Below are 14,711 nucleotides of genomic sequence, written 5' to 3'. Positions count from 1 at the left end.
TCGCCTCAGGCCACCATCTGCTCGGCCTTCTTCAGATCGACGCTGACCAGCTGGCTGACACCCTGTTCGGCCATCGTGACCCCGAACAGCCGATCCATGCGCGACATCGTCACCGCATGGTGGGTGATGATCAGGAAGCGGGTATCGGTGCGCCGGCACATCTCGTCCAGCAGATCGCAGAACCGCGCGACATTGGCATCGTCCAGCGGCGCGTCGACCTCGTCCAGCACGCAAATCGGCGCCGGATTGGCCAGAAACACCGCGAAGATCAGCGCAAGCGCCGTCAGCGTCTGCTCACCACCGGACAGCAGCGACAGGGTGGAAAGCTTCTTGCCCGGCGGCTGGCACAGGATCTCCAGTCCGGCCTCCAGCGGGTCGTCGCTTTCCACGAGCACGAGCTTGGCCTCGCCGCCCCCGAACAGATGGGTGAACAACACGCCGAAATTGCGATTGACCTCTTCGAAGGCGGTCAGAAGCCGTTCGCGCCCCTCCCGGTTCAGCGCCGTGATCCCGGCCCGCAATTTCTTGATCGCCTCTTCCAGATCGAGCTTTTCGGCCTCCAGCGTGTCATGCTCCTCCCGCACAGTTTCCGCATCCTCCTCGGCGCGCAGGTTCACGGCGCCCAGCGCATCCCGCTGACGCCGCAGCCGAACGACATCGCTTTCGACCCGCTCGGCCCCGGGCAGCTTTTCGGGATCGGCATCGAGGCTTTCCAGAAGCCTGTCCGGGGTCAGTTCCATCTCGTCCGTGATCCGGTCGGCGGATTGGGCAACGGCCTCGGCGGCGGCATCGCGGCGGGCCTCGGCACGGGCGCGGGCCTCCCGCGCGTCGGAGGCCGCGCGTTCGGCCTCCCGCTCGGCGGCGACGGCGGATTTCAGCGCGGTTTCCGCGGCCGAAAGCGCGTCCGCCGCGACAGCGCGGCGCGTCTCCGCCTTGGCGATGGTGCCGGCAAGCGCGTCCCGGCGCGCCGCGATCTCCGCAGGCAGGGCGCGGGCGGAACTCAGCTCGGCCTCCGACGCGGTCTTGCGGCTGTTCAGTTCGGCAATCCGGGTCTCGGCCGTGGCCAGCCGCTTGCGCCAGGTTTCCAGCTCGCCCGCGATCTGGGCGATCCGCTTGGCGCGCGCCTCGCCGTCGCGTTTCAACTCGTCGAACCCGGTTCGCCGGGCCAGCATCGTCAGGCGTGCGGCCTCGACCGTCGTCTTGGTATCCGCAACCTGCGCGCGGACAGTCTCCAGATCGTCCAGCCCGGCCTGTGCGGCCATGGCCTCGCTCAGGTCGCGCCGGGCATTGGCGGCCTCGTCCTCGTGGCGCCGGGCGGCCTGCCGCAGGGTTTCCAGACGCCCGGCCAGAATGTTGCGTTCGGCCTCGGCCCGGCTGAAGGCGCGGCTCGCCTCGGCGACCTGCGCATCGGCGGCGCGCCGGGCCTCCCGCGCGGCCTTGTCGGCGCCGGTCAGGTCGGCCAGACGGGCCGCGTTGCTTTCATGGGTCGCGCGGGCACGGTCAGCAGCCTTGGTCGCGCGTTCCAGTTCGGCGGACAGATCGTTCAGCCGGTTGACCTGGCTCAACCGCCGCGCAGCGGTGGAGGACCCTTCGGACGCAGGCAGCGCGAACCCGTCCCATCGCCACAAATCCCCCTCGCGGCTGACCAGACGCTGCCCCGGCAAAAGCGCCGCCTGCAGACGCGGCCCGTCTTCGGGGCTGACCACGCCAACCTGACCCAGCCGCCGGGCCAGAACCTCCGGCGCATCGGCATACCCTGTCAGCGCGGACACGCCCGCAGGCAACGGCTGCGCCGTGTCATAGGCCGGCAGAGCGGTCCACCCGCTGGCCCCCGCCTTTGCCGCAACGGGCGCTTTCAGATCGTCGGCCAGAGCGGCGCCGACCGCCGCTTCGAACCCGGGGGCCACCTGCACCTGATCGAGGATCTGATCGCCACTGCCGCGTTCGCGATCCAGCAATTTGGTCAGCGCGCGAACCTCGGCATCCAGCGTGCCCAGCTGCCCCTCGGCCTCGGCACGGGCGGCGCGGGCCTCGCCCTCGCTGGTCTGCGCCTGCGCGCGGGCAGCTTCGGTCTGGGCAAGCGTGTCTTCGGCGCGGGCGGCCAGATCGGTCGCGGCGGTCAGTGCCGCTTCGGCATTTTCATGATCGCGGGTCAGGCTTTTCAGGCGATCCTCGGCTTCGACGGCCGCGGCACCGGCCTTTTCCGCCTCGGCGGTATTGCGCGCCTCCGCGCGGCTCGCATCCTCCACCAGGCGCTGCGCCGACTGATGGCGCGCGGCAAGCCGGGCGGCATCTTCGGTCAACTGGCTTAACGCGGTTTCCCGATCCGCCAGAACGCGCGCCGCATCCGCGGCCTCCGCCGATGCGGCGGCAAGCGCGTCTTCGTGGCCCTCGCTCGCCGCGGTCAACGTGGCACGTTCCTGCTCCAGCCGGGCGATCGTGTCGCCCGCATCCGCATTCAGGTTCTGCTCGCGCCCGATATCATGGCTCAGCTGCTCGATCCGCGCGGTGAGAGTTTCGATGGTTTTTGCCGCACGGGCGTCCTCATCGTCCAGCGCTGCCCGCTCCACCGTGACCCGTTGCAGCAGGGCCGCGGCAATCGCCTCCTCCTCCCGCTTCGGGGGCAGATCCGTCTCGGCTGTCTCGCGCATCTTTGCCGCGTGACGCGCGTTACCCTCCGCGGCAGCGGCATCGCGGACCGCCGCCTGCAACGCGGTCTCCGCAGCCATCCGGGCCTGATCCGCCTCACGCCAGCGCAGGTAAAGAAGCACACCTTCGGCATGGCGCAGCTCCGCCCCGATCTCGCGATAGCGCGCGGCCTGTTTCGCCTGCCGCGCCAGCGCCGCAAGCTGGCTTGCCAACTGCTCCAGCACATCGTCGATGCGGGCCAGGTTCGTCTCCGCCCCCCGCAGCTTCAACTCCGCCTCATGCCGCCTTTGGTACAGGCCCGAAATGCCCGCGGCCTCTTCCAGCACCCGCCGGCGGGATTTCGGCTTGGCGTTGATCAGTTCCGAGATCTGCCCCTGCCGCACCAGAGCCGGTGAATGCGCCCCGGTGGAGGCATCCGCGAACAGCATCTGCACGTCGCGCGCGCGCACGTCCTTGCCGTTGGTCTTGTAGGCGCTGCCGGCATCGCGGGTGATCCGGCGGACGATTTCCAACTGGTCTTCACTGTTGAAATTGGCCGGCGCAAGACGTTCCGAATTGTCGATGATGATCGAGACTTCGGCGAAATTGCGGGCGGGCCGGGTGGCGGCACCGGCAAAGATCACATCCTCCATGCCGCCGCCGCGCATGGCGGTGGGGCGGTTTTCGCCCATCACCCATCTGAGCGCCTCAAGCAGGTTCGACTTTCCACAGCCATTCGGGCCGACCACGCCGGTCAACCCGTCACCGATCAGCAGGTCGGTCGGGTCCACGAAGCTCTTGAAGCCGTTCAGTCTGATCTTGGAAAAGCGCAAGCCGTCATCGCCCATGTGATTCCGTTGGTCGTGGATTGTCTGGCTTCGGAGGGGCTTAAGTCAACGGTGAAGCCCTGCATCTGGGCGTATTCCGGCGGTTATCCACAAAATATGGGCTGTTAAACGGCATATTGCGGTGCGCGGGCAGGCGCGGCAAGATCATCCGATGATTACCGTCACGCGTGCCGACCCCTTTTCCGAAGACGCCCTGCGCCTGATTGCCGGCAGCGAGGAGGAGCAATCGGCGCTCTACCCGCCTGAAGACCGGTTTGCGATGTCACCGGAGCAACTGGTTGAAAACGACGTCCGCTTCTTCGTAGCGCGGATCGACGGCACGGCGCTTGGGTGCTGCGGATACACAGTTTTCGACAGCTATGCAGAACTCAAGCGCATGTTCGCCGCGCCCGAAGCCCGGGGGACAGGCCTCGCCTCGGCGCTGCTGGAGGCACTGGAGGATGCGGCCCGGGCCGAGGGCATCCGCCTGATGAGGCTGGAAACCGGGCGGCTGAGTCCCGCGGCCATAGGGCTTTACACACGCCACGGATATATCCGGCGCGGGCCGTTCGGGGACTATCCCGACAACGCCAGTTCGATCTTCATGGAAAAACCACTCTGATCATCGCGCATCTGCGACTTTCTGTCGATTGATCGCGCGTCACCTTCATGCCATATAGTTTGCAATGTTAAATATATGGAGTGTCAATCATGACTGTGGCATCCTCACGCTATTCACCACTCTATTTCCTTGCCTCGCTTGGCGCGGGCGGGCTGACGGTGACGTTTTTCATGTGGCTGATGTTCTGGGTTCCCCATCCCGGCCAGCCCGTTCCGGTCTTCGAAGACAATCTGGCACTGCTGAGCACGGGCACCTTGCCGGAGCAGGCCCTGGTTCTGGGCGCGATGGCCGGCATTGCGCTGTTCGCGGTTCTGAACATCAAGCTGCTGATCTGGAATCTGCGCCGGTTTTTCGCCTTCCGGAGATCCGACGCCTATGCCGCGTTCAGCGAATCGAACGCGGGCAGCCAGATCCTTGCAATGCCGCTTGCGCTCGCGATGAGCATCAATGTGGGCTTCATTCTCGGTCTCACCTTCGTGCCGGGCCTCTGGTCCGTGGTCGAATATCTGTTCCCCGTCGCCCTCGCCGCCTTTCTGACGATCGGGCTTTATGCGCTGCGCATGTTGGGCGGGTTCATCGGAAAACGCCTTTCAAATGGCGGCTTTAGCTGTGAGGCCAACAACTCTTTCGCACAGATGCTGCCCGGGTTCGCCCTGTCGATGGTCGCCGTCGGGTTGGCCGCGCCGGCGGCGATGTCGGGTAATCCGGTGACGGCCGGGATCAGCATCATGGCGGCGAGTTTCTTCATGGTCGCTGCCCTGATCGTGGCGCTTGCGGCCGGCATTCTCGGCCTCCGCTCGATGATGGAGAACGGGGTGAATGCCGAGGCCGCGCCGACATTGATGGTGGTGATCCCGCTGATGACGGTGATCGGCATCGCCATGCTGCGGATCAACCACGGGCTGCATGTGCATTTCGAGACCCATGGCAGCGCGGGCGAGACGCTGATGCTGCTGACCAGGCTTCTGTCGGTGGAAATTCTCTTTGCATTGTTTGGGCTTATGGTTCTGTCGCGGGTCGGCTACGTGGCGCAGTTCCTGCGCGGAAGCGGTGCGTCGGCCGGGTCTTATGCGCTTGTCTGCCCGGGTGTGGCGCTGTCCGTTCTGGTGCATTTCTGGCTGAACAAGGGCCTTGTCGCGGCCGGGCTGGTTGCGAAATTCGGCGTTGCCTACTGGGCGATCTCGGGCGTGGCCATTGCCCTGCAACTGGGGATGATCCTGCTGGTCTGGATGCTGTCCCGGAGGCATTTCGCACCCTTGCAGACACCGGCCGTCACCGCCTGAACCGGCCCTGACGGGTATAACAATCGTATATCAATCTTCGGTCGGTGCGGCCTCCAGCAGGTCGCCCGGCTGACACTCCAGCACCTCGCAGATCCGGGCCAGCGTCTCGAAGCGGATCCCCTTGACCTTGCCGCTTTTCAGCAGGCTGAGATTCTGCTCGGTGATGCCGATCCGGGCCGCCAGATCGCGGCCCTTCATCTTGCGCAGCGCCATCATCACATCCAGCCGGACGACGATCTCCATCAGATGAACCCCCGGTTCTCTTCGGCGACCAGCGCCGCTTCCCGCATGACCCATCCGATCACCACGATCAGACCACCGGCCAGGATGAAGCCCACATGGCCATCGGTGAAGCTGACCGACAGAACGCGCTGCCCGGCCGGGTTGCCCCATGTCAGGATCAGCACGATCAGCGTATTGGAGAGAATGCCGATAACCCCGATCGCCACCAGAGCCTTGCCAATCCGCAAGATCTGGCCGGCGCAGCGGGCGGTCAGCGTTTCGCCCGATTTGTAATAGGCGAACAACCCGCGCATCTGCCAGAGCGCATAGAAGGTCAGCAAGAGCCCGACCGACTGAATGACAAGGATCGACAAATAGCTGCCGGTGCCGATCACTTCCGGCAGCGTGAGCTCCGCGTAGGTTTCGCGCAGATCGTCGATGCCGGCCTCGCCGATGACAAAAGTCAGACCAATGGCGACGGGCAGGAAAATCAGGCCGATGGTCGAGGCCAGATGCAACAGCCGCGCCAGGGAGATGATGTGGTTGAGATCACGATTCGTCATTTTCTTCTTTCCTTTTGATATTTCTTTAATGTAATACAGTAAAAATTCATTGTTAAAAGAGGAAACTTCAATGCATACCGGACTCATACCCCTCCTCGCCGTCGGCGTCACCGCCATTCTGCTTGGCACCAGTCTTCTCGCCGCCGAGCCCGTGGACCCGGTAACCGCCGATCCCGCGGGTGTGGCGGCCCGGGTGATCCTGCCGGAGGGGGTGGCCTTGCCCGATGGCGGCGCGGTCATCGTGCTGTCGGCGGTCAATACGCAAACCCAGGCCGTCTCCGCCGAACGCTATGTGATGGTTCCCGCGGAGACGCCCGATGTCTTCGTGCTGAGCCGCGGCGATCGGGCCCGCCTGGCGGATCAGCAGGGGCTGATCCTGGGCTGGATGGGACAGGAGATCGAGGTGGACGGCAATTTCGGGTTCACCATCGACCCCTGTCGCGTGGGCGATGGCCCGGCGCGGCGGGCGCGGGTCTCGGTGCATCTGAGAGCGGAACTGGACGGCCCGTTCATCCCGGTGATCGACGACATGCGTCTGCGCCGTGTTCTGGGCGAAAACCCAACCGAGCTGCCGGCGTGCCCCCAGGCCGGCTGAGAGGCGTCCCGGCGCCTCTCCCCCGCGCGGATTGCGGTACATCCAACAGACGGCGCGTTCCCTTTGCGCCACCGCAATCCGCGCATTTTTTTCAATACCGTTGAGATCGGGCATTGGCGATGTTATCTTTGATGTGGGCCCGGCGCCGGGGCATTGCGGCGCGTCAAATGGAGGACAGAGTCCTGGCTGGACCAACTCTTGCGGCATCTGATACTGCCGCACCTGAGGCGCGACGAGCGCCTGATTTGCAAAACGTTTCGAGCGAAGAGCTTCTCGAACGGATCATTGCCTCCCTCACCGATGACAAGGCGGAAGATATCGTGCAGATCGATCTGCGCGGTAAGTCGTCCATGGCCGATTACATGGTGATCGCGTCCGGGCGCTCCACCCGTCAGGTCTCGGCGCTGTCGGAAAAGCTGGTGGATCGGCTGAAAACCGTCACCGGGCGCCGCTGCAAGGTGGAGGGCAAGGATGCCGGCGACTGGGTGCTGATCGACGCGGGCGATGTGATCGTCCATGTCTTCCGCCCGGAAGTGCGGGAGTTCTATCAGCTCGAAAAGATGTGGATGCCCGCGGACGCCGCTGCGAAACCGCAGTAGACGCGCGGCATGCGGATACATCTTTGCGTCGTGGGCCGGCTCCGGGCCGGCCCGGAACGTGATTTGATCGACGATTATCTGACACGGTTCGACCGGACCGGGCGGGCCCTGGGGCTTGGCCCGGCGCGCGTGATCGAGGTGGAAGACAAGAAAGGCGGCGGGCCGGAGGCGGAGGCCGCATTGCTGCGCCGCGCCCTGCCCGAGGCAGCCGCGCTCTGGGTGCTGGACGAGCGGGGGCGGATGATGACATCGCCCGACTTCGCCCGCGACGTCGCCGATCTGCGCGATCGGGGGCGGGGCGATCTGGCCTGTGTCATCGGCGGCGCCGACGGGGTGAGCGGCGCGTTCCGCGAGGAGGCGGACCGGGCGATTTCCTTCGGGCCGATGGTCTGGCCGCACATGCTGGCACGCGTGATGCTGGCCGAGCAGCTTTATCGCGCCGCGTCGATCCTTGCGGGAAGCCCCTATCACCGGGTCTGATCCTTGCCTGTCCTTGCGGCCTTGCGTAGAACGCGGGGCATGAACAATCCGAAACCTGTCGTTCTGTGCATTCTGGATGGTTGGGGGATCAATCCCTCCGTCGAAGGCAATGCGCCGAAGCAAGCCGCCACCCCGAATTTCGACCGGTTGATGGCCGAATGCCCGCATGCGACCCTGACGACCCATGGCCGCGATGTGGGGCTGCCCACGGGGCAGATGGGCAATTCCGAAGTCGGGCATACCAATATCGGCGCAGGCCGGGTGGTGGCGATGGATCTGGGAATGATCGATCTGGCCATCGAAGACGGCAGTTTCTTTGAAAACAAGCAGATTCTGGGCTTTGTCGACGCGCTGAAATCTTCCGGCGGGACGGCGCATCTGATGGGCGTGGTGTCCGATGGCGGGGTGCACGGGCATCTGAGCCATATCGTGGCGGCGGCCAGAGCCGTGACCGATGGCGGGGTGCCGGTTGTGATCCATGCCATCACCGACGGGCGCGATGTGGCCCCGAAATCGGCCGCGGGTTTCATCGCGGAACTGCAGGATGCGCTGCCCGAGGGGGCGCGGATCGGCACCGTGATCGGGCGCTATTTCGCGATGGACCGGGACAACCGCTGGGACCGCGTGGAAAAAGCCTATGCCGCGATGATCCGCGGCGACGGGGCGCGGGCGGAAACGCCGGAGCAGGCGGTGGAGGCCGCCTATGAGGACGACAAGACCGATGAGTTCATCCCCGCCACGGTGATCGGCGATTTCGGCGGGGTGGCCGGGGGCGACGGGTTTTTCTGCCTGAATTTCCGGGCGGACCGGGCGCGCGAGATCCTGAGCGCGATCGGCGCGCCGGGGTTCGACGGGTTCGACGTGAGCGGGCGCCCGGATCTGGCGGCGCTGCTGGGGATGGTCGATTACTCGGACACGCATGAGGAGTTCATGACCACCGCCTATCCGAAACAGCGCGTGGTCAACACGCTGGGCGCCTGGGTCTCGAAGCACGGGCTGCGCCAGTACCGGCTGGCCGAAACCGAGAAATACCCCCATGTGACGTTCTTCCTCAACGGCGGCAAGGAAGTGCCCGAGACGGGGGAGGACCGCTGCATGCCGAAATCCCCCGATGTGGCGACCTACGATCTGCAGCCGGAAATGTCGGCGGGCGAGGTGAGCGACAGGTTCGTGGCGGCGATCGAGGCTGGATATGATCTGATCGTGGTGAATTACGCCAATCCGGACATGGTCGGGCATACCGGCGATCTGGAGGCGGCGAAGAAGGCCTGCGAGGCGGTCGATGCCGGGCTGGGGCGGGCGCTGGCCGCGCTGGAGGCAGCGGGCGGCGCGATGATTGTCACCGCGGATCACGGCAATTGCGAAGTCATGATCGACCCGGAAACCGGCGGGCCGCATACCGCGCATACGTTGAACCCGGTGCCCGTCATCCTTGTGGGCGGGCCGGAGGGCGCGCGCATGTCCCATGGCCGGCTGGCCGATCTGGCGCCGACGCTGTTGCAGCTTATGGGGCTGGAGACACCGCCGGAAATGACCGGAAAGAGCCTGATCGCATGAGGCATCTGGCCCGTCTGGCGCTGATCTGGGCTCTGGTCTGGGCGCTGCCCCCCGGTACGGCGCGGGCCGATCTGGACCCGGCTTTGACGGCGCAGCGCGCAGCCCAGATGCTGGATGCAGCGGCGACCTCGCTGGGCGAGGCAGACGGGGCGCGCGACCGGGTGGAGGCCCTGACCGAAACCGTGCGCGCCTATGAGGAGGGGCTTCTGGCGCTGCGCGAGGGCATTCGCCGCGCCGCCCTGCGCGAACAGACCATATTGGTGGTGTTCGAGGCGGAGCGGGAGCGGCTGGCGCGCCTTCTGGGCGTGTTGCAGACCATGGAGCGCGCGCCCGCGCCCTTGCTGATGCTGCACCCCTCGGGGCCGGTCGGCACCGCGCGGTCGGGCATGATCCTGTCCGATGTAAGCCCCGCGATCGCCAGCGAGGCCGCGCGCCTGCAGGGCCAGTTGCAGGAAATCGCGGAGCTGCGCGCCCTGCAGGAAAGCGCGCTGGCCCGGTTGAGCGCCGGGCTGAACGGCGCACAGGAGGCCCGGACCCGGCTGTCGCAGGCCATCGCCGACCGGCGCGTTCTGCCCGACCGGTTCGAGTTGAACACCGAAGCCATGCTGCAACTGATGGAAAGCGTCGATTCGCTGGACAGTTTCGCCGAAAGCCTTCGCGAACAGCCCGCCGAGACCGATCTGAGCGGGTTCGACCTGCCCGATTTCGCCGAGGCGCGGGGCTCTCTGCCGCTGCCGGCACTTGGCCGTGTGCTGCGCCGGTTCAACGAGGAGGACGCCGCAGGCATCGCCCGGCCCGGTCTGGTGCTGGCCACGCAGGCGCAGGCGATGGTCACCGCGCCATGGCCCGCAACCGTCCGTTATGCGGGGCCTTTGCTGGATTACGGCACCGTCGTGATCATCGAGCCGGATGGCGATTACCTGCTGGTTCTGGCGGGACTGGCGGATGTTTTCGTGCGCCCCGGCGAGGTTCTGCCGCCCTCTGCACCGATCGGCCTGATGGGCGGCGCCCCGCAGACCAGCGACAACGTGATTGTCACAAATGCGCAAGGTGGTGGCGGAGAGTTGTCAGAAACGCTTTATATAGAGCTAAGAGAAGAGAATGTGCCCGTGGACCCGACCGAGTGGTTCGTCACCGAGTAGAGATGAGGATAAGGCTCAGATGAAAAGATTTGTCATGGCGGCCATAGGCGGAACGGCGGCGGGCGTTCTGCTGACCACGCAGATCGCCGGCCCGCTGATCGCCCAGGAAAATGACCGCAACGCCTCGGTTTACGAACAGCTCGACCTGTTCGGCGATATCTTCGAACGGATCCGCGCCAATTACGTGGAAGAGGTGGACGAGGCCGATCTGATCGAGGCGGCGATCAACGGCATGCTGACCTCCCTCGATCCGCATTCCAGCTATCTGCCGCCGCGCGATTACGACACGATGCAGGTGCAGACACGCGGCGAATTCGGCGGGCTGGGCATCGAAGTGACCCAGGAAGAGGGGTTCATCCGCGTCATCACGCCGATGGACGACACCCCGGCGATGGCCGCCGGTGTCGAAGCGGGCGATTTCATCACCCATGTGGATGGCGAGGCGCTTCTGGGTCTGACGCTGGAGGAATCGGTCGATCTTATGCGCGGGCCCGTCGGCTCGGAGATCGTGATCACCGTGGTCCGCGAGGAGGTGGACGAGCCCTTCGACATCACCATCGTGCGCGACCGGATCCGCCTGACAGCCGTGCGCGCGCGGCTGGAAGGCAACACCGCGATCCTCAGGGTATCCACCTTCAACGACCAGACCTATCCGAACCTGCGCGAAGGTCTGGACGAACTGATCGCCGAGGTCGGCGGGCTGGAAAATCTCGATGGTGTGGTTCTGGATCTGCGCAACAACCCCGGCGGGCTGCTGAGCCAGGCGATCCGCGTTTCCGACGCGTTTCTGGAGCGCGGCGAGATCGTATCGACCCGCGGCCGGGACGAGGCCGATGGCGAACGCTACAATGCCACGCCCGGCGATCTGATCGACGGCCGCCCGGTGGTGGTGCTGATCAATGGCGGCTCTGCCTCCGCCTCGGAGATCGTGGCCGGCGCGCTGCAGGATCATCGCCGCGCGGTGGTGGTGGGCACCAACAGCTTCGGCAAGGGGTCGGTCCAGACGGTGATGCCGTTGCAGGGCGAAGGCGCCATGCGCCTGACCACGTCGCTTTACTACACGCCCTCGGGCCGGTCGATCCAGGCGCTTGGCGTAGCACCGGACATTCTGGTGGAGCAGCGCGAAAGCGTCGAGTCGGACGAGGAGGACCGCCCGCAGCGGACCGAAGCCTCGCTTCGCGGGTCGCTTCAGAACTCGACCCTGACCGAGGATGAGCGCCGCCAGCTGGAAGAGGAGCAGGCGGTTGCCGAAGCCACGGCAGAGCTGAGGAACGAGGATTACCAGTTGGCCTATGCCATCGACATCCTGACCGGGCTGAACGCGCTTGCGCCGGGCGCGCAGTAGGGGGCGATGACCCCCGCCGAGATCGAGAAGCTGCCTTACCGGCCCTGCGTCGGCGTTGTGTTGATCAACGCCGACGGTCTGGTCTTCGCGGGCCAGCGGGCCGATATGGACACGCCCGCGTGGCAGATGCCGCAGGGCGGCGTGGACCCGGACGAGACGCCGGAGGCCGCGGCCTTCCGGGAGCTTCTGGAGGAAACGGGGGTCGGCGCGGAACATGTGGCCCTTGCGGCCCAGACCGCCGACTGGCTGACCTACGATCTGCCGCCGGAGATCGTACCGGGGCGGTGGGGCGGCAGATATCGCGGACAGAAACAGATGTGGTTTCTCATGCGGCTGGAGGCGGACGACGCGGTGATCGATCTGCGCCACAAGGATGTGGAATTCTCGGACTGGCGCTGGATGCCCGCGGCGACGCTGCTTGATCTGATCGTGCCGTTCAAACGCGGGATGTACGAACAGGTCTTCAAGGAGTTCGGATTGTGCTGAAACGGCTATGCGTGACCGCCTGTCTCGGCCTTGCCGCCACGCCCGCGCTTGCGCTGAGCTGTCTGGCACCCAGCGTGACCGACAGTTTCAACGCCGCCAACGAGCGGGAGGAGACCTTCGTGATGGCGGTGGGCGAGATGACCCGGACGGGGCCCGACACCGCGCGCCCGGATGCGGTGCAGACGGGGGCCGAAAACCTGCCCGCGCCCTACAGCTTTCCGGCCCGGTTTTCCGGCCTCTCGGCCATGGCGGACGGGTTTGTGAACCCGCTTGAGGTGGATGTGACGGTGGAAGTGTCCTGCGTCTCGGCATGGTGCGGAACGCCGCCGCTTGACAGCTATGCGCTGTTTTTCCTGCGCGAGGACGACGAGGCCGGCGTGATTTTCGAGACGGATCCCTGCGCGCGCTATTCCTACATGACCCCCACCGAACAGGATCTGACGGAGGTCATGGGCTGCGCGCTGGGCGATGCCTGCGGCGGCGCCAACTGAGCGGCAAACGGAAACGGGTTTTTCGGGCTGAAAAGGCCGTCAGAGCCCGTATTTGCCGCGATGCTGGCCCACGGCCTTCATCACCCGCACGAGTTCATGGCTGATCCCGGGCTCCGACAGGGCGTGGCCCGCGGATTTGATCATCTGCAACCGCCCGTTATGCCAGCCCTGCGCCAGCAGGTTGGCCGACATTGGCGGGCAGATCATGTCATAGCGCCCCTGAACGATGGTGCCGGGAATATGGGCGATCCGGTAGAGGTCGCGCAGGATCTGGCCGTCCTCCTCCAGAAAGCCGCGATTCATGAAATAGTGGTTTTCGAGCCGGGCGAAGGCGCGGGCGTAATCGGCCGGGCTTTCGCCCCCCGCCCCGTCGCTGTCCATCGAGGCGAGCGCGTTTTCCCATGACGCCCAGGCCCGCGCGAACCGTGTCTCCAGCATCAGATCGCCGGAAAACAGCCGCCGGTTATAGGCCGCGATCAGGTCGTCGCGTTCCGCTTCGGGCACGAGGGAAGTGAATTTTGCCCATTGATCGGGCCAGAATTGCCCCGCACCGCCGCCATAGAACCACTTGAGTTCCCGCTCGGTCGACAGGAACACCCCCCTGAGCGCCAGATAGGCCACGGAGTGAGGGTGGGTTTCGGCATAGATCAATGCCAGCGTCGCGCCCCAGGAGCCGCCGAAGACGGCCCAGCGGTCGATACCGAGCGTGTTCTGGATCCGTTCGATATCGTCGACCAGATCCCAGGTCGTGTTGGCCTTGATCGCCGCATGGGGCCGCGACCGGCCACAGCCGCGCTGGTCGAACAGAATGATCCGCCAGTCCTCGGGGTCGAAATAGCGCCGCATGGCCGGGCTGCACCCGCCGCCGGGCCCGCCATGGAGCACGATCACCGGCGCGCCATCGGGATTGCCGCATTGCTCGACATAGACGTGATGCCCGTCGCCCACATCCAGCATGCGCTGATCGTACGGGTCGATCGGCGGAAACAGATGCGCGGCTGCGCGCTTTTGGCCAGAGAACTTGTCCATACCGGTCCTATATAGACCCATATGACGGGTCTGACATGACCAAAAGAGTGACAAGATTGGAAAGGGATGTCCATGAACACCGCGACACAAACGGTCGATGCCGGCGAGATTGCCAAATTCGAGGCGATGGCCGCGGAATGGTGGGACCCCCATGGCAAATTCAAACCGCTGCACATGCTGAACCCCACGCGGCTGGACTACATCACCGCCCAGATCGCCGCCGAGTTCGGGCGGGACCTGAAAGACGCCTCCCCGTTCGCGGGATTGCGGCTGCTGGATATCGGCTGCGGCGGCGGGCTCCTGTCGGAACCCATGGCGCGGCTGGGCGCCGATGTGGTGGGCGCGGATGCGGCCGAGCGGAACATCCCCGTGGCCCGGGTTCATGCGGAGCAATCGGGGCTGGAGATCGATTACCGCTTCACCACCGCCGAAGCGCTGGCCGAGGCGGGCGAACAGTTCGACGTGGTCCTGAACATGGAGGTGGTCGAACATGTGGCCGACCCGCAAGGCTACCTGACCGCGTGCCAGCAGCTTCTGAAACCCGGCGGTCTGATGATCTGCTCGACGATCAACCGGAACCCGAAAAGCTTCGCGATGGCGATTGTCGGTGCGGAATACGTGATGCGCTGGCTGCCCAAGGGCACCCATGAATGGCAGAAATTCATCACGCCAGACGAGCTTTTCGCCCTGATTGCCAATGCGGGCCTGACGCCCGTGGACCGCAAGGGCTTCGTCTTCAACCCGATCACCTGGACCTGGAGCCTCTCCGACCGCGACCTGAGCGTGAACTATGTGACGGCCAGTACGAAACCGGCCTAGGGGCGGGTTTGCGGGAGGGGGCG

15 protein-coding genes are annotated in these 14,711 nt (G+C 65.5%); 11 read left to right on the top strand and 4 right to left on the bottom strand.

Features of this window, described 5'->3' with window-relative positions; all coding sequences use genetic code 11:
• Positions 1 to 5: 5 nt before the first annotated feature.
• On the bottom strand, positions 6 to 3,476 hold the full coding sequence (gene smc, locus ACQ651_RS16990; RefSeq protein ID WP_430449935.1) for a chromosome segregation protein SMC: 3,471 nt from the start codon (positions 3,474 to 3,476) through the stop codon (positions 6 to 8).
• A 151-nt stretch (positions 3,477 to 3,627) separates the two neighbouring features.
• Between smc and ACQ651_RS16985 the strand changes: the two genes are divergently transcribed.
• Both ACQ651_RS16985 and ACQ651_RS16980 read left to right on the top strand, forming a co-directional pair.
• Positions 3,628 to 4,077 (top strand): GNAT family N-acetyltransferase, encoded by a 450-nt coding sequence (locus tag ACQ651_RS16985; protein WP_375551059.1) that lies wholly within the window; start codon positions 3,628 to 3,630, stop codon positions 4,075 to 4,077.
• 89 nt (positions 4,078 to 4,166) lie between these two features.
• Complete coding sequence (locus ACQ651_RS16980) at positions 4,167 to 5,360, top strand: TsoY family (seleno)protein (RefSeq protein ID WP_430449934.1); 1,194 nt, start codon at positions 4,167 to 4,169, stop codon at positions 5,358 to 5,360.
• Between the two features lie 30 nt (positions 5,361 to 5,390).
• Here the strand turns inward: ACQ651_RS16980 and ACQ651_RS16975 are convergent, their stop codons facing one another.
• Both ACQ651_RS16975 and ACQ651_RS16970 read right to left on the bottom strand, forming a co-directional pair.
• A complete protein-coding gene (locus tag ACQ651_RS16975; protein ID WP_121896021.1) occupies positions 5,391 to 5,603 on the bottom strand; it encodes a helix-turn-helix domain-containing protein in 213 nt (70 codons plus the stop codon).
• Positions 5,603 to 6,145 (bottom strand): DUF2975 domain-containing protein, encoded by a 543-nt coding sequence (locus ACQ651_RS16970; protein ID WP_430449933.1) that lies wholly within the window; start codon positions 6,143 to 6,145, stop codon positions 5,603 to 5,605. The genes ACQ651_RS16975 and ACQ651_RS16970 overlap by 1 nt, the downstream gene beginning before the upstream one ends.
• Before the next feature lie 70 nt (positions 6,146 to 6,215).
• Here ACQ651_RS16970 and ACQ651_RS16965 point away from each other — a divergent pair, with 70 nt between their 5' ends.
• The 8 genes from ACQ651_RS16965 (at position 6,216) to ACQ651_RS16930 (ending at position 12,840) form a co-directional block, all read left to right on the top strand.
• Positions 6,216 to 6,740, top strand: coding sequence for a hypothetical protein (locus ACQ651_RS16965; RefSeq protein ID WP_227286355.1), 525 nt, complete (start codon positions 6,216 to 6,218; stop codon positions 6,738 to 6,740).
• Between the two features lie 167 nt (positions 6,741 to 6,907).
• Positions 6,908 to 7,339 carry a ribosome silencing factor gene (gene rsfS / locus ACQ651_RS16960; RefSeq protein ID WP_227286356.1) on the top strand — a complete coding sequence of 144 codons (432 nt, stop codon included), beginning with the start codon at positions 6,908 to 6,910 and terminating at the stop codon, positions 7,337 to 7,339.
• A 9-nt stretch (positions 7,340 to 7,348) separates the two neighbouring features.
• Complete coding sequence (gene rlmH / locus ACQ651_RS16955; protein ID WP_227286357.1) at positions 7,349 to 7,819, top strand: 23S rRNA (pseudouridine(1915)-N(3))-methyltransferase RlmH; 471 nt, start codon at positions 7,349 to 7,351, stop codon at positions 7,817 to 7,819.
• Positions 7,820 to 7,858: 39 nt separating this feature from the next.
• Positions 7,859 to 9,376: a 2,3-bisphosphoglycerate-independent phosphoglycerate mutase gene (gene gpmI, locus ACQ651_RS16950; RefSeq protein ID WP_430449932.1), complete on the top strand. Its 1,518-nt coding sequence runs from the start codon at positions 7,859 to 7,861 to the stop codon at positions 9,374 to 9,376.
• On the top strand, positions 9,373 to 10,518 hold the full coding sequence (locus tag ACQ651_RS16945) for a murein hydrolase activator EnvC family protein (protein WP_227286362.1): 1,146 nt from the start codon (positions 9,373 to 9,375) through the stop codon (positions 10,516 to 10,518). Before gpmI ends, ACQ651_RS16945 begins: the two co-directional genes overlap by 4 nt.
• Before the next feature lie 19 nt (positions 10,519 to 10,537).
• The gene (locus tag ACQ651_RS16940) at positions 10,538 to 11,863 is read left to right on the top strand and encodes a S41 family peptidase (protein WP_227286365.1); all 1,326 of its coding nucleotides are present in this window, start codon (positions 10,538 to 10,540) and stop codon (positions 11,861 to 11,863) included.
• 6 nt (positions 11,864 to 11,869) lie between these two features.
• The gene (locus ACQ651_RS16935) at positions 11,870 to 12,349 is read left to right on the top strand and encodes an RNA pyrophosphohydrolase (RefSeq protein ID WP_430449931.1); all 480 of its coding nucleotides are present in this window, start codon (positions 11,870 to 11,872) and stop codon (positions 12,347 to 12,349) included.
• Positions 12,343 to 12,840 (top strand): hypothetical protein, encoded by a 498-nt coding sequence (locus ACQ651_RS16930; RefSeq protein ID WP_227286370.1) that lies wholly within the window; start codon positions 12,343 to 12,345, stop codon positions 12,838 to 12,840. The genes ACQ651_RS16935 and ACQ651_RS16930 overlap by 7 nt, the downstream gene beginning before the upstream one ends.
• 39 nt (positions 12,841 to 12,879) lie before the next feature.
• On the opposite strand, the gene pip is transcribed toward ACQ651_RS16930, so the two are convergent.
• Positions 12,880 to 13,869 (bottom strand): prolyl aminopeptidase, encoded by a 990-nt coding sequence (gene pip, locus ACQ651_RS16925; RefSeq protein WP_121896012.1) that lies wholly within the window; start codon positions 13,867 to 13,869, stop codon positions 12,880 to 12,882.
• A gap of 72 nt (positions 13,870 to 13,941) precedes the next feature.
• On the opposite strand from pip, the gene ubiG reads away from it, so the two are divergent.
• A complete protein-coding gene (gene ubiG / locus ACQ651_RS16920; protein WP_227286373.1) occupies positions 13,942 to 14,688 on the top strand; it encodes a bifunctional 2-polyprenyl-6-hydroxyphenol methylase/3-demethylubiquinol 3-O-methyltransferase UbiG in 747 nt (248 codons plus the stop codon).
• Positions 14,689 to 14,711 lie beyond the last annotated feature (23 nt).

It is taken from the genome of Rhodophyticola sp., assembly GCF_965284195.1.
Classification (GTDB): Bacteria; Pseudomonadota; Alphaproteobacteria; order Rhodobacterales; family Rhodobacteraceae; genus Rhodophyticola.
The sequence above is the reverse complement of the archived record's forward strand: the minus strand, read 5'-3'. Positions and strand labels throughout refer to the sequence as shown.